Source organism: Brevibacterium sp. Lmc1 (assembly GCF_057654315.1).
Window position 1 is genome coordinate 2,791,054 of sequence record NZ_CM172803.1, and the last position, 20,398, is coordinate 2,811,451.

General features: G+C 66.0%; 20 protein-coding genes. 8 read left to right on the forward strand and 12 right to left on the reverse strand.

Translation table 11 applies throughout. The features are described from left to right. The first annotated feature begins 9 nt into the window (after window positions 1-9). The 3 genes from ehuC to ehuA are packed head-to-tail and all read left to right on the forward strand — an operon-like array spanning window position 10 to window position 2,211. A complete protein-coding gene (gene ehuC / locus AC239G_RS12505) occupies window positions 10-756 on the forward strand; it encodes an ectoine/hydroxyectoine ABC transporter permease subunit EhuC (RefSeq protein ID WP_139468823.1) in 747 nt (248 codons plus the stop codon). Further along, window positions 756-1,412: an ectoine/hydroxyectoine ABC transporter permease subunit EhuD gene (ehuD, locus tag AC239G_RS12510; protein WP_139908457.1), complete on the forward strand. Its 657-nt coding sequence runs from the start codon at window positions 756-758 to the stop codon at window positions 1,410-1,412. Before ehuC ends, ehuD begins: the two co-directional genes overlap by 1 nt. Beyond that, a complete protein-coding gene (gene ehuA / locus AC239G_RS12515) occupies window positions 1,399-2,211 on the forward strand; it encodes an ectoine/hydroxyectoine ABC transporter ATP-binding protein EhuA (protein ID WP_139468825.1) in 813 nt (270 codons plus the stop codon). Before ehuD ends, ehuA begins: the two co-directional genes overlap by 14 nt. Here the strand turns inward: ehuA and rsmD are convergent. Genes rsmD through thiL form a run of 4 tightly spaced genes read right to left on the reverse strand, consistent with a single transcriptional unit; the run spans window position 2,208 to window position 7,635 of the window. Next, window positions 2,208-2,810 (reverse strand): 16S rRNA (guanine(966)-N(2))-methyltransferase RsmD, encoded by a 603-nt coding sequence (gene rsmD, locus AC239G_RS12520; RefSeq protein ID WP_139468826.1) that lies wholly within the window; start codon window positions 2,808-2,810, stop codon window positions 2,208-2,210. The genes ehuA and rsmD overlap by 4 nt on opposite strands. Window positions 2,811-2,820: 10 nt before the next feature. Beyond that, complete coding sequence (locus AC239G_RS12525; protein ID WP_139468827.1) at window positions 2,821-4,968, reverse strand: ATP-dependent DNA helicase RecG; 2,148 nt, start codon at window positions 4,966-4,968, stop codon at window positions 2,821-2,823. Next, window positions 4,965-6,596, reverse strand: a complete 1,632-nt coding sequence (locus AC239G_RS12530; protein WP_139468828.1) for a DAK2 domain-containing protein — start codon at window positions 6,594-6,596, stop codon at window positions 4,965-4,967. The genes AC239G_RS12525 and AC239G_RS12530 overlap by 4 nt, the downstream gene beginning before the upstream one ends. Before the next feature lies 1 nt (window position 6,597). Then, window positions 6,598-7,635, reverse strand: a complete 1,038-nt coding sequence (gene thiL, locus AC239G_RS12535; protein WP_139468829.1) for a thiamine-phosphate kinase — start codon at window positions 7,633-7,635, stop codon at window positions 6,598-6,600. A gap of 32 nt (window positions 7,636-7,667) precedes the next feature. Here thiL and AC239G_RS12540 point away from each other — a divergent pair, with 32 nt between their 5' ends. After that, on the forward strand, window positions 7,668-8,192 hold the full coding sequence (locus tag AC239G_RS12540; protein WP_139468830.1) for a DUF3515 domain-containing protein: 525 nt from the start codon (window positions 7,668-7,670) through the stop codon (window positions 8,190-8,192). Between the two features lie 57 nt (window positions 8,193-8,249). Here AC239G_RS12540 and AC239G_RS12545 read toward each other — a convergent pair whose 3' ends face one another. From AC239G_RS12545 to leuC, 7 genes are all read right to left on the reverse strand, one after another. After that, window positions 8,250-9,365, reverse strand: a complete 1,116-nt coding sequence (locus AC239G_RS12545; RefSeq protein ID WP_139468831.1) for a D-alanine--D-alanine ligase family protein — start codon at window positions 9,363-9,365, stop codon at window positions 8,250-8,252. Between the two features lie 92 nt (window positions 9,366-9,457). Next, a complete protein-coding gene (locus AC239G_RS12550) occupies window positions 9,458-9,991 on the reverse strand; it encodes a YbhB/YbcL family Raf kinase inhibitor-like protein (protein WP_487488989.1) in 534 nt (177 codons plus the stop codon). A gap of 44 nt (window positions 9,992-10,035) precedes the next feature. Further along, the gene (locus AC239G_RS12555) at window positions 10,036-11,049 is read right to left on the reverse strand and encodes an NAD(P)H-dependent glycerol-3-phosphate dehydrogenase (protein ID WP_139468833.1); all 1,014 of its coding nucleotides are present in this window, start codon (window positions 11,047-11,049) and stop codon (window positions 10,036-10,038) included. After that, entirely contained in the window at window positions 11,046-11,813 is a 768-nt protein-coding gene (locus AC239G_RS12560; protein ID WP_139468834.1) for a lysophospholipid acyltransferase family protein, read from the reverse strand. The genes AC239G_RS12555 and AC239G_RS12560 overlap by 4 nt, the downstream gene beginning before the upstream one ends. Continuing rightward, complete coding sequence (murA, locus tag AC239G_RS12565; protein ID WP_139468835.1) at window positions 11,810-13,126, reverse strand: UDP-N-acetylglucosamine 1-carboxyvinyltransferase; 1,317 nt, start codon at window positions 13,124-13,126, stop codon at window positions 11,810-11,812. Before murA ends, AC239G_RS12560 begins: the two co-directional genes overlap by 4 nt. Before the next feature lie 206 nt (window positions 13,127-13,332). Further along, entirely contained in the window at window positions 13,333-13,932 is a 600-nt protein-coding gene (leuD, locus tag AC239G_RS12570; RefSeq protein ID WP_139468836.1) for a 3-isopropylmalate dehydratase small subunit, read from the reverse strand. Between the two features lie 16 nt (window positions 13,933-13,948). Beyond that, entirely contained in the window at window positions 13,949-15,433 is a 1,485-nt protein-coding gene (gene leuC, locus AC239G_RS12575; RefSeq protein ID WP_139468837.1) for a 3-isopropylmalate dehydratase large subunit, read from the reverse strand. Between the two features lie 175 nt (window positions 15,434-15,608). Here leuC and AC239G_RS12580 point away from each other — a divergent pair, with 175 nt between their 5' ends. The 4 genes from AC239G_RS12580 to AC239G_RS12595 all read left to right on the forward strand — a co-directional run bounded on the left by AC239G_RS12580 (window position 15,609) and on the right by AC239G_RS12595 (window position 19,383). Further along, the gene (locus tag AC239G_RS12580) at window positions 15,609-16,325 is read left to right on the forward strand and encodes an IclR family transcriptional regulator (RefSeq protein WP_025777351.1); all 717 of its coding nucleotides are present in this window, start codon (window positions 15,609-15,611) and stop codon (window positions 16,323-16,325) included. A 155-nt stretch (window positions 16,326-16,480) separates the two neighbouring features. Continuing rightward, window positions 16,481-17,239 (forward strand): DeoR/GlpR family DNA-binding transcription regulator, encoded by a 759-nt coding sequence (locus tag AC239G_RS12585; protein ID WP_487488990.1) that lies wholly within the window; start codon window positions 16,481-16,483, stop codon window positions 17,237-17,239. A gap of 150 nt (window positions 17,240-17,389) precedes the next feature. Further along, window positions 17,390-19,087, forward strand: a complete 1,698-nt coding sequence (locus AC239G_RS12590; protein ID WP_139468839.1) for a sodium:solute symporter family protein — start codon at window positions 17,390-17,392, stop codon at window positions 19,085-19,087. Between the two features lie 17 nt (window positions 19,088-19,104). Beyond that, a complete protein-coding gene (locus AC239G_RS12595) occupies window positions 19,105-19,383 on the forward strand; it encodes a hypothetical protein (protein ID WP_487488991.1) in 279 nt (92 codons plus the stop codon). A 94-nt stretch (window positions 19,384-19,477) separates the two neighbouring features. Here AC239G_RS12595 and AC239G_RS12600 read toward each other — a convergent pair whose 3' ends face one another. Continuing rightward, window positions 19,478-20,398, reverse strand: a complete 921-nt coding sequence (locus tag AC239G_RS12600; protein ID WP_487488992.1) for an alpha/beta fold hydrolase — start codon at window positions 20,396-20,398, stop codon at window positions 19,478-19,480.

Here is a 20,398-nt window from a genome sequence, read left to right on the forward strand (position 1 = left end):
TCACGCACCATGAATGACAATGTCACAACGTTGCTGAACTTCCTCCCACAGCTGTGGGAGGGAGTTCAGACAACCATCATCCTCACGGTCGCCGGCAGCATCGGCGCCGTCATCATCGCACTCATCCTCGGACTGACGATGACCTCGCCGAGCGCCTGGCTGCGCATTCCGGCTCGCATCGTCGTCGAATTCTTCCGCGGCACCTCTCTGCTCGTGCAGCTGTTCTGGCTGTTCTACGTGCTCCCGCTCCTCGGCGTCGATTTCGACCCCATGTCCTGCGGTGTCGCCGCTCTGGCGCTCAACTACGGAGCCTATTCCGCCGAGGTGGTCCGGTCCTCGATCAAGACCGTGGCACCCGGTCAGTGGGAAGCCGCCATCGCGCTCAGCCTCTCCCCCACCCGTCGGATGATCCGCGTGATCTTCCCACAGGCCTGGGCACTGATGATCCCGTCCCTGGCGACGCTGCTCATCCAGCTGCTCAAAGGCACGGCGGTCGTCTCCTTCATCACGCTCTCCGACCTCACAGACAAAACCGAACAGCTGCGTCAGTCGACCGGTGACACGATGTTCGCCTATTCGATCAGCCTCCTCATCTACTTCGCACTTGCATGGCTGCTCCAGGAGTTCATGAACTTCCTCGAACGCAGAGCGACGAAAGCTCTCGGCCGCCGTCGCCCGAACTCTCGCACCGATCGCCGTGCGGCCAGGCGTGCAGCCCGTGCCGACGCCGTGCGTGCGAAGGGAGGTGACCTCTGATGTGGAATTGGGAATTCGCCGCCGAGGCACTGCCGATCCTGCTCCGCGGTTTCGTCAACACTCTCATCGCCACGGTCGTGGGCACCGCCATCGCCGTCGTTCTCGGACTCATCCTCGCCGTCGCCATCCGCGGCCTCCCACGGTGGATCAACTGGCTCATCCGGCTCATCGTAGCGTTCATCCGCAACACCCCGCTGGTCGTCCAGCTGCTGTTCGTCTACTACGCGTTCGCGGATATTCCGGGACTCGTCGATGTGCCCGCTCTGGTGATCGGCTTCATCGTCATCGGCATCCACTATTCGACGTACATGTCCGAAAGCTACCGCGCCGGAATCGATGCCGTGCCGCCGGGACAGTTCGAGGCTGCCACCGCGCTGTCGCTGCCGCCGGTGCGCACGTTCACCGCGATCGTGCTGCCGCAGGCGCTGCGGGCAACCATCCCGTCGCTGGGCAACTACGCTGTCGCGATGTTCAAGGACACTCCGTTCCTGTTCGCGATCTCCGTCGTCGAACTCGTCACTGCTGCGAAGGAATTCGGCGGTTCGACCTTCGCCTACACGGAAGCCTTCACCCTGGCCGGAATCATCTTCCTCGCCGCCAGCTACCCGACCTCACTGCTCATTCAGAGATTGGATCGACGCCTTGCCAAGTACTGAGAACACCCCAGCCAATTCCTCCACTCCCGGCGCAGGCACACCGGCGATCGAGTTCAGGGATGTGGAAAAGAGCTTCGGGCCGACCACCGTGCTCAAGGACCTCAACTTCACGGTGGCTCCCGGCGAACGCGTCACCCTCATCGGGCCCAGCGGTTCGGGCAAGACAACGATCCTGCGCCTGGTGATGACGCTCGAGGAGCTCACCGGCGGATATATCTTCGTCGACGGTCAGCCGCTGACGCACGAGGACCGCGGCGGCAAACGCGTGGAACTGCCGAAGAAGCGCACGCGTGAGATGACCACGCGCATCGGCATGGTCTTCCAGCAGTTCAACCTGTTCCCGAACATGACCGTGCTCGAGAACATCATCGAAGCCCCCGTCCATGTGCTCGGCAAGTCCAAGGTCGAAGCCACCAAGGAAGCCAAGGAGCTGCTCGAACGGGTGGGACTGGCCGACAAGGCCGACGCTCACCCGACTCGTCTCTCCGGCGGTCAGCAGCAGCGCGTGGCGATCGCCCGAGCACTGGCAATGAACCCGGAGATCCTCCTCCTCGACGAGGTCACCTCGGCGCTTGACCCCGAGCTCGTCGGGGACGTGCTCGGAGTGCTGCGCGATATCGCCGAGACCACGGACATCACGATGCTGCTGGTCACACACGAGATGCAGTTCGCCCGCGACGTCTCTCACCGCGTGATGATGTTCGACGGCGGTCAGGTGCTCGAAGAGGGTCCGCCGGATCAGATCTTCAACAATCCGCAGCACGAGCGCACGCGCAAATTCCTCTCCAGCGTGCTCTAATCCTCTGCGGCGCTCACTTCGTCCGGCTCTGCGACGAGCTGGACGAAGTGGATCGCGGTCTCGCCGAAGGTCTTCGCCCGAAATACCTCCAGCCCGTCGGGCATCGTCGGCTCCGGCGAACGCGCGGCACGTTCGACGACGACGATGGACTCCATGTCCAGGTGTGTGCTCAGCCGTCTGAGGATCTGCGTGACAGCGTCCTCTCCCAACGGGTATGGCGGATCCATGAACACGAGGTCGAAGACACGTGACTCCGGATTCTCCGGTCCGGGCAGTCCGGCGAGAAAGTGGAGCACGTCCCCGGTGTGGACCTCGGCCGAATGGTCGAGACCGAGCTTGTCCGCATTGGATTCCAGAGCGCGAGTCGCAGCCAGGGATGAATCGACGAAGTCGACTTGTGCTGCGCCCCGCGACATCGCCTCGAATCCGAGTCCACCGGAACCGGCGAAGAGGTCGAGGACGTTCGCTGCAGGCAGCACCCCGTAGCCGTCGAGCATGGAGAACAGGGACTCCTTGACGCGGTCGGACGTCGGTCGGGTGTTCGCCCCCGACGGTGACGACAGTCTGGCGCCCTTATGTGCGCCGGCGATGATTCTCATATCTGCTCCCTCAGCCTGCCTCGATGAAGTGGGCGTCGTCCTCGGGCAGGACGCGCCTGATGAAGGCCTTGAGCGCGGGCACCGCTTCCAGTGTCGGGTCGACCGCGACGATCTGCTCAGCGATCGTCTTCGCTTCGGCGACCATCTCGGAGTCGCGGAGGATCGACAGATGCCGCAGCGACGACCCACCCCATTGGGAGCCGCTGAGCACATCGCCTTCGCCTCGGGCGTCGAGATCGTATTCGGCCAGAGCGAAGCCGTCGAGCGTCTCGGCCACGGCCTGCAGCCGTCCATAGCTCTCATCCTCAGCACTCATCTCGGTGAGCAGGAAGCACAGGGCCGAGCTGCCGTCACGTCCGACGCGTCCGCGCAGCTGGTGCAGCTGTGCGACACCGAAGTTCTCGGCTTCGATGATGACCATCATCGTCGCCCTCGCTACGTCGACGCCGACCTCGATGACCGTCGTCGAGACGAGGATCTCGATGTCGCCTTTGACGAAGTCCGCGAGCACCCGGTCCTTCTCCGCCGTCGACATCCGCCCATGCAGCAGACCGAACTTCAGACCAGCCAGTTCCGGGGTCTCAGACAGCTTCCGTGTGATGTCTTCGATGCCCTGCTTCTGTCCGACTACGTCCCCGGACTCCGGATCTTCGATATCCGTCGGTTCGATTCGCGGGAAGACGACGAAGACCCCCTTCTCAGCCTCGACGGTCTGCCGCATGAGCTCCCGAACCCGGACGTACCAGGCAGGTTGGTCGACGATCGGCACCACATGGGTGGCGATGTCCTTCGGCCCCGCCGGCATCTCGTCGAGCGTCGAGATATCGAGGTCGGCGAAGACCGTCATCGCCACTGTGCGCGGGATCGGCGTCGCCGACATCACGAGAGTATGCGGGGTGGTGTCCCCGCCCTTCGCACGCAGCGCTTCCCGCTGTTCGACACCGAAGCGGTGCTGTTCGTCGACGACGATGAGACCGAGATCTGAGAACATCGTCGACTCCGACAGCAGCGCATGCGTGCCGACGACGATGTCGATGTTCCCGGCGACGAGGTCGAGGGCGAGTTCGCGACGGTCCTTCGCCGGCATCGACCCGGTCATCAGCGCCACCGTCACCTGGTCGTCGTCAGCCAGCAGCGGCGACAGCGCCATCTGCTCGTCGAGGAATGTCTGGATCGAATGGAAATGCTGAGTGGCGAGCACCTCGGTGGGGGCGAGCATGGCGGCCTGGGCACCGGAGTCGACCGCAGTGAGCATGGCCCGCAGTGCCACGAGGGTCTTACCGGAACCGACGTCACCGTGCAGGAGCCGGTGCATCGGCCGGTCTGCGGCCATGTCCTCAGCGATCTCCTCACCGACCCTGACCTGGGATGCGGTGAGGGTGAAGGGCAGGTCTTCGTCGAACCGGCGGCTCTTCGTCCCCTGCGTGAGCAGCGGCGTCGCCTTCTCGTCGGCCAGTTTCGCTTTGCGGGCGGCGAATTCGGTCTGCAGGGCGAGCGCCTCTTCCCATTTCCACCTCAGCCGGGCCCGTTCGACGTCCTCGATCTTCCGCGGTCGATGCATGTCTTCGAGAGCTGTGCGCAGGTCCGGCAGCTCATGAGCGTCCCGCAGCCCCTTCGGCAGCGGATCCTCGAACTCCTCGGGCCCAGCGACGGTGAGCAGGGTCTTGATCGAACTCCACAGCCGGGACTGTGCGATCTTCTTCACAGCCGGGTAGATGGGGAACGGCGAGTTGAGGTCCTCGGGAGTCCACTCATGGTCATCCTCGGTGCGGTTGAGCCACACCGGAGACGCTAGCGTCAGCTGCCCGCGGAACGATTCCACCTTGCCGCCGAAGACGACGGTCAGTCCCGGCTTCAGCGACTTCTCCAACCAGTACTGGTTGAAGAACGCGATCTTCATCGACTGCTTCCCGTCATGGACGATGACTTCGGTGATGGTTCCTTTCCGCTGTTTCATCCGTCGCGTCTCCACCCGGATGACTTCGGCCTGGATGATCGCGGTTTCCCCCAGGGGCAGATCCCCGAGTTCCGTGCGCTCCCCGGGGACGAGGTAGCGCCGCGGGAAGAAGCGGAGCAGGTCGGTGACCGAATGCACCCCACGTTTGGCCAGGTTCTTCCGATCGCCCGGCCGGAAGTTGTCTTCGAGCCGGGTCGTCATTCGACCCCCATGATCACGAGCACTCCGGAGTCTCTGGCATCGATGTCCTGGAAGTGGACGGTCTCATGTGACTTCTGGATCCAGTCACGCAGGTGGTCGAGCACCTCCGGTGCGCAGTCGGGTCCGTGGACGACGGTGAGCAGCTCTCCCCCGGCACCGAGCAGCCGATCGGCGAGCTTCTCCACCAAGGTCCGCAGCTCCGTGCTCTGGGTCTTCGCGCGGCCTTCGATGAAGACCCGGTAGAACTGTGCCGGATGAGCCGCCACTGCCGTGCCCCCACCCGGACCGAGAGCCGTGCCCGACCCCAGACCGGCACCTGCCCTATCCCCGACGTGCTCATCGATCACCGGCAGCATCCCCGTCGGAGGGTCGGTGGCGAGCTGATCGGCCGAGTAGATCGTGCCCACCCTCGTGCCCGCGGCCGCTTCGGTCATATCGGCGAAGATCTCCCCCGCCGGGGCGAACGGATCGTAGACGGCCAGGGCCGAGAGCAGGGTGCCGACGTTGCGGGAGCGCACGACGTGCGCACCCAGCCCTGCCAGGGACTTCAGCGCCGAGGTGGAGCTGGGGATGACGATGACCTCCCGGTCTTCGGCGGCGATGAGTTCGGACATCGTCTCGAACAGGTCCCCCACCTCCGGAGTCAGCGCCGTGGCCCCGTTGAGCGCGGTGTGCATGAGCAGTCCCGTGCCCTTGACCAGGGCGATGAGCTTCGTCTCGCCCTCCTCCTCGTGCATCCGCAGGTCTTCCATATCGAGCCGGGCGATCCCGTATTCGCCGAGGCGGTCGATGACGGTCGCGGCGGTCGTTTCGTCGGCGACGTGGACGTGGACCTTGGCCGCGTTGATGACGATCGAGGTCCCGCCGAGGCGGTCGAGATCCTCGGCGAGCGAGTCCGCGGGGGTGTCGGCGAGGATGGCGACGATCTCGAGTTCGTCGGCGGTGGCTTCGTGGATGATCTTCGGGGCGCGGGCTACCTCGGCGAGCATCGAATCCTGCGGGGTACGGCCGGTGACGGTGGCGTAGAGGAGGTCGAAGAGTTCGACGATTCCCGTCGATCCGGCGTCGACGACCTCGGCTTCGCGCAGCACGGTGAGCTGTCCGGTGGTCTCCCGCAGGGCGGACCGGGAGCGTTCCCGCACTGCCGCGATGACATCGATCAGGGAGGCTCCGTCGTCGGCACGTTCGCGGGCCTCGGTGGCCATGGCGTCGAGGACGGTGAGCATGGTGCCGTCGACGGGTCGGGCGACGGCGGACCGAGCCCGGTCGGACGCGGTCTCCAGGGCGGTGGCCATGGCGTCGGCGGTGGCCACGGTGACTCCGGCCAGAGCATCGGCGACGCCCTGCAGAGCGACAGCGAGGATGAGCCCGGAATTGCCGCGCGCACCACGTCCGGCTCCGGCGGCCAGTGCCGCGACGACCTGTGGGAGGGTGACGGGGCCGGTGAGCTCTTCGACGGCGAGGTAGGCGGCGCGCAGAGTGTGGTACATGTTCGTGCCCGTGTCGCCGTCGGGGACGGGGAAGACGTTGAGCTCGTCGATCTCGGTGCGTTCCTTGCGCAGCCGGTCGACCGCACGGCGGGCCCAGCGGGCGGCCAGACGACCGTTGAGGCTGATGGCGTTGCTCATGTCACTTCCCGAAATGGCTGAAACCGCTCGCCGGCACGGGTGTGCCGTCGAGGCTGACATCGTGTCCGGTGCGGACCTCACCGATTCTCCGCCAGCCTACTCCAGGCACGGCGGACGGCGGCGCAGACGCGGCGAAGCCGTGGTCCTCTCCCCCGTCGAGCACCCAGGACAGCGCCAGATCCTCTGCCGTCGCGGCCACCTCCGTTTTTCCGACCCCGTCGCCTGACCCTCCAGTCGCCCGTGTTTCGAGCACGAATTCGGCTGCGGGCAGCAGCGGGTCGACGAGGTCGCGCAGGAGTGATCGGTCAAGGTCGATGCCCACCCCCGAGGCGGTTGCCACCCGGGCGAGGTCGAGGCTGAGCCCGTCGGAGACGTCGATCATCGCCGAGGCCGCCCCGACCGTGCGTAGCGCACCGTAGCCAGGCTGTGGCGCCAGCTGGGTGTCGATGAGCGAACGGAGTTCCGGTCCGGCGGTGTCAGGTCGCGCTCCGGCGAAGAGCAGGTCGAGCCCGGCGGCGGATCGACCGACCGTTCCGGCCAGGTAGAGCGAATCTCCGGGCCGGGCGCCGGAGCGCAGAATTGCGGACTCCTCCTCCACCGTCCCGAGAGCGGTGATGGCGATGACGATGAGACCCGAGGACGACAGATCCCCGCCGATGATCGGCACCGTGCAGTCCAAAGCCGTCCCTGCTCGTTCCGCTTCGTCGAAGAGCCCGGAGTACAGGGCTTCGAGGCAGGCGATGTCCGTGTCATCCGGAACGGCGACGGAAACGAGCAGTCCGTGCGGCATCGCTCCCATGGCACAGACGTCGGCGAGGTTCTGGGCCGCTGCCTTGACTCCGAGCTTTTTCCAGTCCAACCACTCGCGAGTGAAGTCCTCGTTCTCCACGAGCATGTCCGCGGTCGAGACGAGTCGACCCTCAGGTGCGGTCACGGCCGCATCATCTCCGGGTCCGACAATCACGTGCGTGCTGCTGGGGTTGCGGCCCAGCACGCGGGAGATGATGTGTGATTCGCCAAGTTCGGACAGTCGGGTCATGGCTCCAGGTTATCGGGCGATACGGTAGTCCTATGAGATCTCGCCCTGCTTCGACGCGCCGCAACGCCCGGCCCGCGCACCGTCGTCGTTCTCTCACCTTCGTCGCATTGGCCACGGTGCTCACCGGTCTGGCGGTGACCGGGTGTTCGCGCACCGTCATCGTCGAACCGGCCAAGGATGCGGCGAATCCGAAGTGTGCCGACATCCTGCTCACCCTGCCCGATGAGATCTCGGGTGAGAAGGCACGCACGACCTCCTCGCAGGGCACGAAGGCGTGGGGAGATCCCAACGTCGCGGTGCTGCGCTGCGGAGTCACTCCCCCCGGGCCGACGACGGATCAGTGCGTGAGCGTGTCCGGAGTCGATTGGATCTCGAAGCCGGTCGAGGACGACGATTCGACGTGGAGGTTCACCAGCTACGGGCGCACCCCCGCCGTCGAGGTGCTCGTCAACCGCAAGGCCGAGTCAGGCAATGACGTGCTCGCCGCGATCTCACCGACCCTGTCGAAGTTCCCTCCGGAGAACGAGTGCGTCGGAGCCGAGGACATCGCCGGCTAGAGCGCCCACCGAAGACGCGATTGCTCCACGGAGGCGGTTGCTCCGCGGCCCGCGTGCCTACTTCGCGCGGGCGTGGTCGATCAGGGCGATCGAGATGAGTTCGCCGATGAGTTCGGAGTATTCGAGTCCCGACTGCGCCCACATGAACGGGTACGCCGAGGTGGGAGTGAACCCGGGAAGGGTGTTGAGTTCGTTGATGACGACCTCGCCGGTGTCCGTGACGAAGGTGTCGACGCGGGCCAGACCGGTGCAGTCGAAGAGACGGAACACCGAGGCGGCCAACTCCTGAACCCGGGCGGTCACCGTCTCGTCGAGATCGGCCGGACAGGTGACCTCCGCGGCGGCGAGGTCGAGGTACTTGGCGTCGAAATCGTAGAAGGAGTGGTCGCCGCTCACCCGGATCTCTCCGGGAGAGGACACTCGCAGCTCCGTGTCATAGACAGAACCGAGCACGGCGCATTCGACCTCACGACCGCTGACCTCGGGTTCGACGATGACCTTGGAGTCGTGTTCGAAGGCACCGAGCAGGGCGGCTTCGAGGTCGGCCGCCTCGGCGACCCGGCTGACTCCCATGGACGATCCGGCACGGGCGGGTTTGACGAACACGGGCAGGCCGAGCGCGGCCACTCGCCTCTCCGCCTCCGCGCGGTCTGCGGCCCACATCGTCTCGGTCACGAGCTCCCACGGGCAGGTGGGGACTCCGGCGTGGGCCATGAGTGACTTCGTGTAGTGCTTGTCCATGCTCGCGGCGGAGGAGAACACTCCGGAGCCGACGAACGCGGTGTCGCTGAGTTCGAACAGTCCCTGCAGGGTTCCGTCCTCACCGAAGCGGCCGTGCAGGAGTGGGAAGAATACGTCGACGGCACCGAGTTCGGTGTAATTGCCCTCGGCATCGCGGTGCAGCAGCGGTGACCCGTCGGCAGAGACCGGAGGAATCACCTCGGTCCCATTGTCCGTGACCTCGGGCATGGCTTGCGGGTCGAAGCGCATGCTCGCCCAGTCGTCGACGACCCGCCACACACCGGTCTTCGTGATGCCGATCGGCAGAACATCGAAGGCATCGGCGTCGATGGCACCGATCACCCCGGCCGCGGTGACGCAGCTGACGGAGTGCTCGCTCGAACGGCCTCCGAAGAGGACTGCGACAAGGGGCCGGTGATCGTTGTCTGCCATGAGTTTCCTTGCTGAAGTGGTACTCCCGTGCACTCGGACCGGACACGGGTGCGCACAGCGGGTCAGGTGTGCGCGGACTGAAAGACTTTAGCTCACTTGGCCTCGTACGTGCATTCCAGCCACGCCCGGCCGATGCCCTTGAAGAACATGTTGAAGCCGGCGAAGGCAGGTGTTGCGGATTCGTCGATGCCCAGCGGTTCGGCCAGAGCGGTGACGATGAAGAAATAGCGGTGCGGTCCGTGGCCCTCCGGCGGGGCGGCACCGACGAAGCGGGGTTCGCCGGCGTCGTTGCGCAGGGTCACGGCACCGCTGGGCAGGCGGTCGGCGGCCGGGTCACCGGCGTTGGCCTCCAGGCTCGTCACCGAGGCGTCGAGGTCGGTGATGACCCAGTGCCAGAAGCCCGAGCCGGTGGGAGCGTCGGGGTCGTAGCAGGTCACGGCGAAGGCCTTGGTCTCTTCGGGGAACCCGGACCAGGACAGCTGCGGCGAGACGTCCTCACCGCCGGGCACGCCCATGGCGCCGGAGAGCTGGGGGCCGGTGAGCACCCCACCGTCTTCGATGTCGGTGCTCGTCAGCGTGAAGGTGGGAAGTTCGGGAAGGTTGAAGAACGGTGAGTTGGCGCTCATTTGTGCTCCTAGTTTTCCAGCGGGTGCCTGAGATTCGGTGTGAATCAGGCGGGTGGTCCTTCGTGCTTACGCTTCCGAGACAACAGCAATCCGGCGAGTTCGTCAACCTGCAGTTTTCCGGCGAGAACCGCACAGACCGCCTCGGTGATGGGCAGGTCGACGCCGTTGCGTCGCCCCAGGGCGAGGACGGCGGGAGCGGATTTCACGCCTTCGGCCGTCTGCGAGGTGTGGGCGATGACGTCCTCGAGGCTCATCCCCTCACCGAGGTGGCGTCCGAAGGTGCGATTGCGCGACAGGGGCGAGGCGCAGGTGGCCACGAGGTCGCCGAGCCCGGCGAGTCCGGACAGGGTGTGCGCCTCGGCGCCCATGGCCGCGGCTAGGCGAGAGGTTTCGGCGAGCCCGCGGGTGATGATCGACGCCTTCGAGTTGTCGCCGAGCTTCTGTCCGTCGGCGATGCCCACGGACAGGGCGATGATGTTCTTGATCGCACCGCCGATCTCGACGCCGACGACGTCGGTGTTCGTATACGGGCGGAAGTACGCGTTCGCGCTGATCTCCGCGACCACCTCGGCGGTGGTGATGTCGGAGGACGCGACGACGGTGGCGGTGGGCTGCCGGTCGGCGATCTCCCGCGCCAGATTGGGTCCGGAGACGACGGCGATCTGGGATTCGTCGACCTCGGCGACCTCGGCGATGACCTCGGACATGCGTTTGCCGGTGTCGACCTCGATGCCCTTCATCAGGCTCACGAGCTTCACACCCTCACGCAGATGCGGCTTCCACCGGGTGAGGTTCTCCCGCAGGGTCTGGGCGGGCACGGCGAGGACGATGACCTCGGCGTCGGTGACCGCGGCGATATCGTCAGCGGTCGCACTCAGCCCCTCGGGCAGGAGTCGCTCGCCCAGGTAGCGCTCGTTGGTGTGCGTGGAGTTGATCTCTTCGGCGACCTCGGGACGGCGGGCCCACAGGGTGACGGGGAATCCGGCGTCGGCGATGACCGCGGCGTAGGTGGTTCCCCACGATCCGGCTCCGAGGACGGTGATCTTGTCGACGCTCATTCGCCAGTCTCCTTAGCTGTGAAACGCTGCGGCAGTTCGCGTTCGGACAGTTCGGCCACCATCGCCGCCACGGTGTTCTTCACACGCTGGGAGAGGTCTCCCATCGTCTTCTTCTCAGCCCGGTGATCCCACAGATCCGAATAGTCGATGGCGGGACCGAAGGCCACGACGGAGTCATGGCTGAAGGGGCGGAAGCGGACCTTCTTCTGCCCGCGCGGGTAGACCGTGTCCAGTCCCCAGTGGGCGACGGGGATGATCGGGGCTCCGGTCTCCAGCGCCAGCCGGGCAGTGCCGGTCTTGAAGTGCTGGGGCCACAGCTCCGGGTCCTTCGTCAGCGTGCCCTCGGGGTAGATGACGACGGTCTGGCCGTTCGCCAGGGCGTCCTTCGCATATTCGAGGGAGTCCCCGGCCGAGGCCGAGGCGCGCAGCACCGGGATCTGCCCGATGGTCTTGAGGATCTTGCCGAGCACCCCGGTGAACAGCGTCGACTTCGCGAGGAAGTGCGGCATCCGACCGTTGCGCTTCAGCGCCAGCCCCACGAGGATCGGGTCGAGATGGTTGGCATGGTAGGCGGCGGCGATGATGCCCGTGCCGGCCGGCGGCAGGTGCTCGACTCCCCGCACGCTCATCTTCGTGGCCGTGCGCATGAGCCCGAAGGCCGCTGTGGCGGCGACGGTGCCGGCCCGGTTCTGGGACCGCACCGAGGCGGGATCGAAGGAGACGAGATCGTGGTCGTTCGCGTCCGGTTCGATGTCGGCGCTCATGCGGAGACCTCGGCACCGAGTCCGGTGAGTTTGTCGAGGAAGTTCTCGTAGCCGCGGTTGATGAGTTCGATGCCGTGGACTTCGCTCGCACCCTGGGCAGCCAATGCGGCGATGAGGTGGCTGAAGCCGCCGCGCAGATCGGGAACGTCGATGCGGGTGCCCTTGAGGTCGGTGGGTCCGGAGATCACGGCCGAGTGTTGGTAGTTCCGTCGTCCGAAGCGGCAGGGAGTGCCGCCGAGACATTCGCGGTAGAGCTGGATCTGCGCACCCATATCGCGCAGGGCGTCGGTGAAGCCGAAGCGGTTCTCATACACGGTCTCGTGGATGATCGACAGACCTTCGGCCTGAGTCATCGCGACGACCAACGGCTGCTGCCAGTCGGTCATGAAGCCGGGGTGGACGTCGGTTTCCAGCGCAAAGGATCGGAGTTTGCCGCCGGGGTGGCGGAAGCGGATGCCGTTCTCCTGCACATCGAATTCTCCGCCGATCTTGCGGAAGACGTTGAGGAACGTGATGAGCTCCGGCTGGCTGGCGCCTTCGACGAAGATGTCTCCGCCGGTGGCCAGTGCCGCCGAGGCCCAGGACGCGGTCTCGTTGCGGTCGGGCAGGGCGCGGTGGATGAACCCGCGGAGGGTGTCGACGCCTTCGATGCGCACAACGCGGTCGGTGTCGACGGTGATGATCGCGCCCATCTTCTGCAGCAGCGCGATGAGATCCATGATCTCCGGTTCGATGGCCGCGCCCCGCAGCTCGGTCACGCCTTCGGCGCGGACCGCGGTCAGCAGCACCTGTTCCGTGGCACCGACGGAGGGGTAGGGCAGTTCGACCTTGGTGCCCTGCAGGCGGCTGTGCGCCTTGAGCATGATGCCGCCGGGGGTCTTGTCGACCTCGGCTCCGAACTTGCGGAGCACATCGAGGTGGAAGTTGATGGGGCGGTCGCCGATATGGCAGCCGCCGAGGTCGGGGATGAACGCCTGACCGAGGCTGTGCAGGAGAGGTCCGCAGAAGAGGATCGGGATGCGAGAGGATCCGGCGTGGGCGTCGATGTCGACGATGGAGCCCTGAGCCACATCGGCCGGGTCGAGGTGGAGTTCGCCGTCGGGCTGGTCCCCGTCGGGGCCGGAGGTGACGCGGACTCCGTGGAGTTCAAGGAGTCCGGTGACGATCTCGACATCGCGGATGTTGGGCACGCCGCGCAGCACGGACGGGGTCTCACCGAGCAGAGAGGCCACCATCGCCTTGGGCACCAGGTTCTTGGCGCCGCGGACTCGGACGGTGCCGTCCAGCGGATTTCCCCCACGTACTTCGAGCATGTTCCTCCCTGATTCCGATGATCGGATCCGGGCGGGATGCCACCCGGAGACGGTGCCCCACGATTGCCGCGGGCACCGTCCTAGACTAACCCAGCCGACGGTATCCCACCGATTCGCCGAGGATGCCCACCGTCACGTCCGGACGTGTGACGGTGGGCATCCTCGGCGGGGTGGAAACGGTACGGGTGGGCCGGCTTAGGTGAGGGTCAGACCTTGGCGGGCAGGGTCGTCGGCTTGAAGGCGAAGCGGGAGGATTCGTAGGCGACGATCTCGTCTTCCTTGGCCAGGGTGAGGCTGATGTCGTCGTGGCCTTCGAGCAGGCGCCAGCGCGTGTAGTCGTCGATCTGGAAGGACACGGTGACGGTGTCGCACGTCACGGTCTTCTCGTTCAGGTCGACGGTGATCGAGGTGCCGGGATGGTTCTCGAGGATCTTCCAGATCAGTTCGATATCGGCCTGTTCGAGCTGGGCGGCCAGCAGGCCCTCTTTGCCGGAGTTGCCGCGGAAGATATCGCCGAAGCGGGAGGACAGGACGACGCGGAAGCCGTAGTCCTTGAGCGCCCAGACGGCGTGCTCGCGGGAGGAGCCGGTGCCGAAGTCGGGGCCGGCGACGAGGACGGAGCCGGATGCGAAATCGGGGTCGTTGAGGACGAAATCGTCGCCTGACCGCCACCGGTAGAACAGGGCGTCCTCGAAGCCAGTGCGGGTGACCCGCTTGAGGAACTTCGCGGGAATGATCTGGTCGGTGTCGATATTGGATCGGCGCAGAGGAACGCCGATGCCGGTGTGGGTGGTGAAAGCTTCCATGGCTCGTCCTCCTTTGTCAGTCGTTCGCCGAGACGGGTGTCAGGTTGAGGGACAGGCGGTTGTCGGCCCATTCCACGGGTTCGGCATCCCGCGGCAGGTCGGCGACGTCGCCCGGTGAGGAGAGCGTGCCGCGCACCGCGGTGGCCGCGGCCACGAGCGGTGAGACGAGGTGGGTGCGCCCGCCCTTGCCCTGGCGGCCTTCGAAGTTGCGGTTCGAGGTCGAGGCGCAGCGTTCGCCTTCGGCCAGCTGGTCCGGGTTCATCCCTAAGCACATCGAGCAGCCGGCGAAGCGCCATTCGCCGCCGAAGTCCTTGAAGATGACGTCGAGGCCCTCTTCTTCGGCCTGGAGTCGGACCTTCGCGGAGCCGGGAACGACCATGAAGCGGACGTTGTCGGCCTTCTTGCGGCCGCGGACCACCTCGGCGGCGGCCCGGAGATCTTCGATCCGGGAGTTCGTGCAGGACCCGAGGAAGACGGTGTCGACGTCGATCTCGCGCAGCGGCGTGCCCGGGGTCAGGCCCATATAGGCCAGCGCATTGGCGGCTGCGGCTTTGTCGTTCTCGTCGGTGAAGTCGTCGGGGCTGGGCACGCTCGCCGACAGCGGCAGGCCCTGGCCCGGGTTCGTTCCCCAGGTGACGAAGGGTTCGATGTCTTCGGCCTTGAGGACCACCTCGGCGTCGAATTCCGCGCCTTCGTCGGTGTAGAGGGTCTTCCAGTACTCGACGGCCGCGTCCCAGTCTTCGCCTTCGGGGGCGTGGGGACGGCCCTTGACGTATTCGAAGGTCGTCTCGTCGGGGGCGACCATTCCGGCGCGGGCGCCAGCTTCGATCGACATATTGCAGATCGTCATCCGGGCTTCCATCGACAGCTGGCGGATGGCCGAGCCGCGGTATTCGAGCACGTAGCCCTGTCCCCCGCCGGTGCCGATCTTCGCGATGATGGCGAGGATGATGTCCTTGGCGCTCGAGCCTTCGGGCAGGTCGCCGTCGACGGTGATCGACATCGTCTTGAAGGGCTTGAGGCTGAGCGTCTGCGTGGCGAGCACGTGTTCGACCTCGGAGGTGCCGATGCCGAAGGCGAGCGCTCCGAAGGCGCCGTGGGTGGAGGTGTGCGAGTCGCCGCAGACGACGGTGGTGCCCGGCTGGGTCAGACCCAGCTGCGGTCCCACGACGTGGACGATTCCCTGGTCGGCGTCGCCGAGGCTGTGCAGGCGGATGCCGAATTCCTCGGCGTTCTTGCGCAGGGTGTTGATCTGCGTGGCCGAGGTCGGTTCGGCGATCGGCTTGTCGATGTCCCACGTCGGGGTGTTGTGGTCCTCGGTGGCGATGGTGAGGTCGGGGCGGCGCACTGGGCGCCCGGCGAGTCGGAGTCCGTCGAAGGCCTGCGGGCTGGTCACCTCGTGGACGAGGTGGAGGTCGATGTAGATAAGGTCCGGCGCACCGTCAACACCTCGTGAGACGACGTGATCGGCCCAGACCTTCTCGGCCAATGTGCGTGGCATGGTTCCTCCCGCCGGTGCAGGGATCTCTGCACCCGATGTAGACCTGACGGGCCGAGGTACGGCGCGTCGATGAACTGCGATGTGCGCACTGGAGTGAGTGCGTATTCGAAATCTACTCGCCCGTATCGCAATGCGAACTTGCATCTCGCCCACTGAGACGCGCACAATGGTGCCTATGACAAGCAATGGTAGCGGCGTCGGGGTCATCGACAAGGCCGCAATGGTTCTCTCCGCACTTGAGGCCGGACCCGCCTCTCTCGCCGAATTGGTGACGCTGACCGGACTGGCACGCCCCACTGCCCACCGCCTGGCTGTTGCCCTCGAATTCCACCGCATCGTCGGTCGCGACCTGCAGGGACGTTTCGTCCTCGGGCCGCGTCTGGCCGAGCTGTCGTCGGCCGCCGGCGAGGACCGCCTGCTGGCCGCGGCCGGGCCGGTGCTCGGTCAGCTGCGCGATCAGACGGGTGAGTCCGCTCAGCTCTTCCGCCGTCAGGGCGATCTGCGCCTGTGCGTGGCCGCGGCCGAGCGCCCCGTGGGTCTGCGCGACTCCGTGCCGATCGGCGCGACGCTGTCGATGCGCGCCGGTTCTGCGGCTCAGGTGCTGCTGGCCTGGGAGGAGCCGGACCGTCTGCACACGGGCCTGCGCGGTGCCCGGTTCTCCGCGACCATGCTCTCCGGGGTCCGCCGCCGAGGCTGGGCCCAGTCCATCGCCGAACGCGAACGGGGGGTCGCCTCGGTGTCGGCTCCCGTGCGCGGTCCGAGCAATCGGGTGGTCGCAGCCGTCTCGATCTCCGGACCGGTCGACCGGCTCACCCGCCAGCCCGGCCGCCTGCACGCGAAGTCGGTCATCGACGCCGCGCGTGCGCTGACCGAGGCACTCGTGCGCGGCTGAGTCCGACTCAGCTCCCATCGCACCTCGCCCAGCGGCGAACGGGTTGACCGCGGGCCCGGAGGATCATCCCTCCGGGCCCGCGGTCGTGCCTCCAGGCCCGCGGTCGTGCCTCGTCCTTGAAGTCGGCCCGACCTCCGGGCTTGTACTATGGCCCCATGATCGCCGCTCAGAGACGCAACATCATCGTCGATACGATCGAGAGAGACGGCGCCGTCTCCATCACCTCCCTGTCGGAGAAGCTCGATACTTCGGCCGTGACCATCCGCCGGGACCTCGATCAGCTCGCCGAGGAGGGCAGACTCATCCGCACCCATGGCGGCGCCGTTCTCGCCTCGAGCGCGCGGGAGTCGAGCTATGCGGAGAAGCTCGAGCAGGCTCTGGCCGAGAAGACGGCGATCGCGCGTGCTGCAGCGACCCAGGTGCGCAACGGCGACGTCGTGGCGCTGGGGCCGGGAACGACGACAGAGCTGTTGGCCAAGGAGCTCATGACGCGTTCGGGTCTGCGCGTGGTGACGAATTCGCTGCTCGTCGCCGAGGCCATGGTCTCCTCCCCCGACAACGAGGTCATCGTCGTCGGCGGTCTGCTGCGCCATTCGATCCGGGCCTTCGTCGGCGGCGGCACGGTGTCTCAGCTGCTCGGCCTGCGCGCCGACACCGTCTTCCTCTCCGGGAACGGACTGGCCGCGGACTTCGGCCTGTCGACACCGGCGTTCCCCGTCGCCGATACGGATCGGGCCATGGCCGCCGGGGCAGGGCGCGTCACTGCACTCGTCGATCACACGAAGGTCGGCCTCCGCTCGTCGGTGCTCACTGTTCCGACCGAGCAGATCCAGCAGCTCATCACCGATTCGAAGAGCGAAGAATCCGAACTCACCGCCCTGCGCGAGGCGGGGGTTGAGGTCGAGGTCGTCTGACCCTCGCCAGCAAACGATCAAAACTGTTCAGGTTCGATCACTAGCGATCAGGCTCACAATCCTCTAAAGTGTCCACTCGGGTGTCATACACCACACGCAGCCATGCACTGACGCATTACGAAGCGATGCACTGACGCATATGGAGGAACCTTGGAAGCAATCCGCTTGGACGCACAGTGGATCGACTATCTGCTGATAGCGATCTACTTCATCTTCGTCCTCGGCATCGGCTGGTTCGCCAAGCGCGGGATCTCCTCGAGCATCGAGTTCCTCCTCTCCGGACGGAGCCTGCCTGCTTGGGTCACGGCTCTCGCGTTCGTCTCGGCCAACCTCGGCGCCGTGGAGATCATGGGCATGTCCGCCACGGGAGCCCAGTACGGCATGCCGACGATGCACTACTTCTGGATCGGCGCGGTCCCGGCGATGCTGTTCCTCGGCGTCGTGATGATGCCGTTCTACTACGGTTCGAAGGTCCGGTCGGTTCCGGAGTTCATGCGCAAGCGCTTCGGCACGGGCGCTCACCTCGTCAACGCACTGTCCTTCGCGGTCGCACAGCTGCTCATCGCCGGCGTCAACCTGTTCCTGCTCGGCACGATCGTCAATCGACTGCTCGGCTGGCCGCTGTGGATCACTCTCATCGTCGCCGCCGCGATCGTCCTGTCCTACATCACCCTCGGCGGGCTGAGCGCGGCCATCTACAACGAGGTGCTGCAGTTCTTCGTCATCGTCGCGGCCCTCCTGCCGCTGACGCTCATCGGCCTCAACCGCGTCGGCGGCTGGGACGGGCTGGTCGACCGTGTGAGCAATGACGGAATGCTCGGCGCCGAACAGCTGAGCAGCTGGCCCGGCGAGCAGCTCTCCGGCTTCTCCAACCCCGTGCTCTCGGTCGTCGGCATTGTCTTCGGCCTCGGCTTCGTCCTCTCCTTCGGCTACTGGACGACGAACTTCGTCGAGGTCCAGCGCGCCATGGCGTCGAAGTCGATCAATGCCGCGCGCCTGACCCCGATCATCGGCGCATTCCCGAAGATGCTCATCCCCTTCATCGTCGTCGTCCCCGGCATGATCGCCGCGGTCCTCGTGCCGCAGATGACGCAGTTCAAGGAGATCTCGGCCTCCATCGACGAGGCGACCGCGCTGGAGCAGACGGGCGTGACGTACAACGATGCGCTCCTGCTGCTCATGCGCGAGGTCCTGCCCAACGGTCTCCTCGGTGTGGCGATCGCCGGCCTCCTCGCCGCGTTCATGGCCGGTATGGCCGCGAACATCTCCGCGTTCAACACGGTCTTCAGCTATGACCTGTGGCAGCAGTACGTGGTCAAGGACCGCGAGGACGACTACTACCTGAAGATCGGCCGCTGGGCGACGATCGGCGCCTGTGTCGTCGCGATCTTCACAGCGCTCATCGCGGGCAACTTCTCCAACCTCATGGACTACCTGCAGACGCTATTCGGCTTCTTCAACGCCCCGCTGTTCGCCACGTTCATCCTCGGTATGTTCTGGAAGCGGATGTCGGCGACCGCCGGTTGGGTCGGCCTCGTCGGCGGCACGCTCTCGGCCGTGTTCGTGTTCATACTCGCCGAGACCGGAGTCCTCGATCTGCCCGGTCAGGGTGCCGCATTCCTCGCGGCCAGCACGGCGTTCGTCGTCGACATCGTTCTGTCGGTGATCGTCACCCTGTTCACCACGCCGAAGCCCGCCGCGGAGCTGCGCGGACTCGTCTACTCGGAGACCCCGAAGTCCGATTTCGAGGACCTCAGCGAACCGAAGGCGCCGTTTTGGAAGCGCCCCGTGCCCGTCGCGGGTGTCGCTCTGGTGCTCGTCATCATCCTCAACGTGACATTCGGCTGAAGGAGCCAGTGAGACCCATGAGCAATTCCAACGAACTGACCAAGACCGCAGGCGCCTTCGACGTCCGCAACTTCATCGGTGCGCTGCTGGCGATCTTCGGCGTCATCCTCACGATCGCCGGAATCGTCGGCTTCACTCCCGACGAAGCCGAGCGCACCGGCGGGGTGGATGCGAACCTGTGGACCGGGATCGGCCTCATCATCGCCGCGGCCGTCTTCCTCATCTGGGCGAAGCTGCGCCCGATCCGCATCGTCGAAACTCCCGACGACGCCGCGGGCGCGGCCAGCACCGACTGACACCGTCGCCGAGGCGGACCTTGGGTCCGAGTGATTCCCTGAGTCCGCGCGGTGCCGGGTCAGAAGCGACCCTAGGCCGTCTGAGCCGGTCTGCTCAGAGCGAGGCCATCGCTCTCACAACCTCGGGGAAGTCCGCGACCGGTACGGCCGTCGAGGCCTCCTCGAGGGTCAGCAGCCGGGCACCGGGAATCTCCCGGGCGAGCGCCTCCGCATTGCCCACGGGGAAGAACGGGTCACGCCTGCCGTGCACGACGAGAGTCGGCACCGTCAGCCGCGGCAGTCGTTCTCGCCAGCGTGGCTGGCAGTCGAGGCGGGAGAACACCATTCCCAGTTGATCGGCCAGATGATCTTCCGGATCCGAGTTCTGTGTCGGAACTGAGCCCTGTTCTGAATCAGAGCCCTGTGTTCGCTCCCAGATCCGCACGGCGACCTCGCGGGCCTCTTCAGGGTCGTCGCCGAGGATCCGTGCACCTTCGGCCATATAGTCGGCCACCGAGTCGACGTCCGTCCAGTCCGGCTGCGGTCGGGAGAAGAGCAGACCCATCGTCGCCTCATCATGATCCGGCAGGTCATCGTCGACGGGACCGGGAGCGACCGGTCGGGTGCCGATGAGAGTGAGTGCCGAAAACGCCTCAGGGTGGTCGAGCGCCGCGACCTGTGCGACCATCCCGCTGATACCGATTCCTGCGAGATGAGCGGGTCGGCCATCGAAGGTCCGTGCGAGTTCGGCGGCATCAGCCGCGAGGTCTCGCAGAGTGTAGTCCGGTGATTCGAGATCACCATGGCTCGAGGCCCCGGCATCCCGGAGATCGCAGCGCACAACGTGACGTCCCTGCTCTGCCAGCTGCTCGCACAGAGCATCGGGCCAGGACAGCATCGTCGGGGCACCGAGGCAGAGAACCAGCAGCGCATCCGCCTCTCCGAACTCGTCGACGCCGAGGCTCACTCCATTGACGTCGCAGATATCCATGCCGCTCCCCCGCTCCGAGTTCATCCTCGTCTGAGGTTCAAGCAT

Bases quoted from the DNA above. Each gene is read 5' to 3' on its own strand.
- ehuC (WP_139468823.1), top strand. From the start codon at position 10: ATGAATGACAATGTCACAACGTTGCTGAACTTCCTCCCACAGCTGTGG.
- ehuD (WP_139908457.1), top strand. From the start codon at position 756: ATGTGGAATTGGGAATTCGCCGCCGAGGCACTGCCGATCCTGCTCCGC.
- rsmD (WP_139468826.1), bottom strand. From the start codon at position 2,810: ATGAGAATCATCGCCGGCGCACATAAGGGCGCCAGACTGTCGTCACCG.
- AC239G_RS12525 (WP_139468827.1), bottom strand. From the start codon at position 4,968: ATGACGACCCGGCTCGAAGACAACTTCCGGCCGGGCGATCGGAAGAAC.
- AC239G_RS12530 (WP_139468828.1), bottom strand. From the start codon at position 6,596: ATGAGCAACGCCATCAGCCTCAACGGTCGTCTGGCCGCCCGCTGGGCC.
- thiL (WP_139468829.1), bottom strand. From the start codon at position 7,635: ATGACCCGACTGTCCGAACTTGGCGAATCACACATCATCTCCCGCGTG.
- AC239G_RS12540 (WP_139468830.1), top strand. From the start codon at position 7,668: ATGAGATCTCGCCCTGCTTCGACGCGCCGCAACGCCCGGCCCGCGCAC.
- AC239G_RS12545 (WP_139468831.1), bottom strand. From the start codon at position 9,365: ATGGCAGACAACGATCACCGGCCCCTTGTCGCAGTCCTCTTCGGAGGC.
- AC239G_RS12550 (WP_487488989.1), bottom strand. From the start codon at position 9,991: ATGAGCGCCAACTCACCGTTCTTCAACCTTCCCGAACTTCCCACCTTC.
- AC239G_RS12555 (WP_139468833.1), bottom strand. From the start codon at position 11,049: ATGAGCGTCGACAAGATCACCGTCCTCGGAGCCGGATCGTGGGGAACC.
- AC239G_RS12560 (WP_139468834.1), bottom strand. From the start codon at position 11,813: ATGAGCGCCGACATCGAACCGGACGCGAACGACCACGATCTCGTCTCC.
- murA (WP_139468835.1), bottom strand. From the start codon at position 13,126: ATGCTCGAAGTACGTGGGGGAAATCCGCTGGACGGCACCGTCCGAGTC.
- leuD (WP_139468836.1), bottom strand. From the start codon at position 13,932: ATGGAAGCTTTCACCACCCACACCGGCATCGGCGTTCCTCTGCGCCGA.
- leuC (WP_139468837.1), bottom strand. From the start codon at position 15,433: ATGCCACGCACATTGGCCGAGAAGGTCTGGGCCGATCACGTCGTCTCA.
- AC239G_RS12580 (WP_025777351.1), top strand. From the start codon at position 15,609: ATGACAAGCAATGGTAGCGGCGTCGGGGTCATCGACAAGGCCGCAATG.
- AC239G_RS12585 (WP_487488990.1), top strand. From the start codon at position 16,481: ATGATCGCCGCTCAGAGACGCAACATCATCGTCGATACGATCGAGAGA.
- AC239G_RS12595 (WP_487488991.1), top strand. From the start codon at position 19,105: ATGAGCAATTCCAACGAACTGACCAAGACCGCAGGCGCCTTCGACGTC.
- AC239G_RS12600 (WP_487488992.1), bottom strand. From the start codon at position 20,398: ATGCTTGAACCTCAGACGAGGATGAACTCGGAGCGGGGGAGCGGCATG.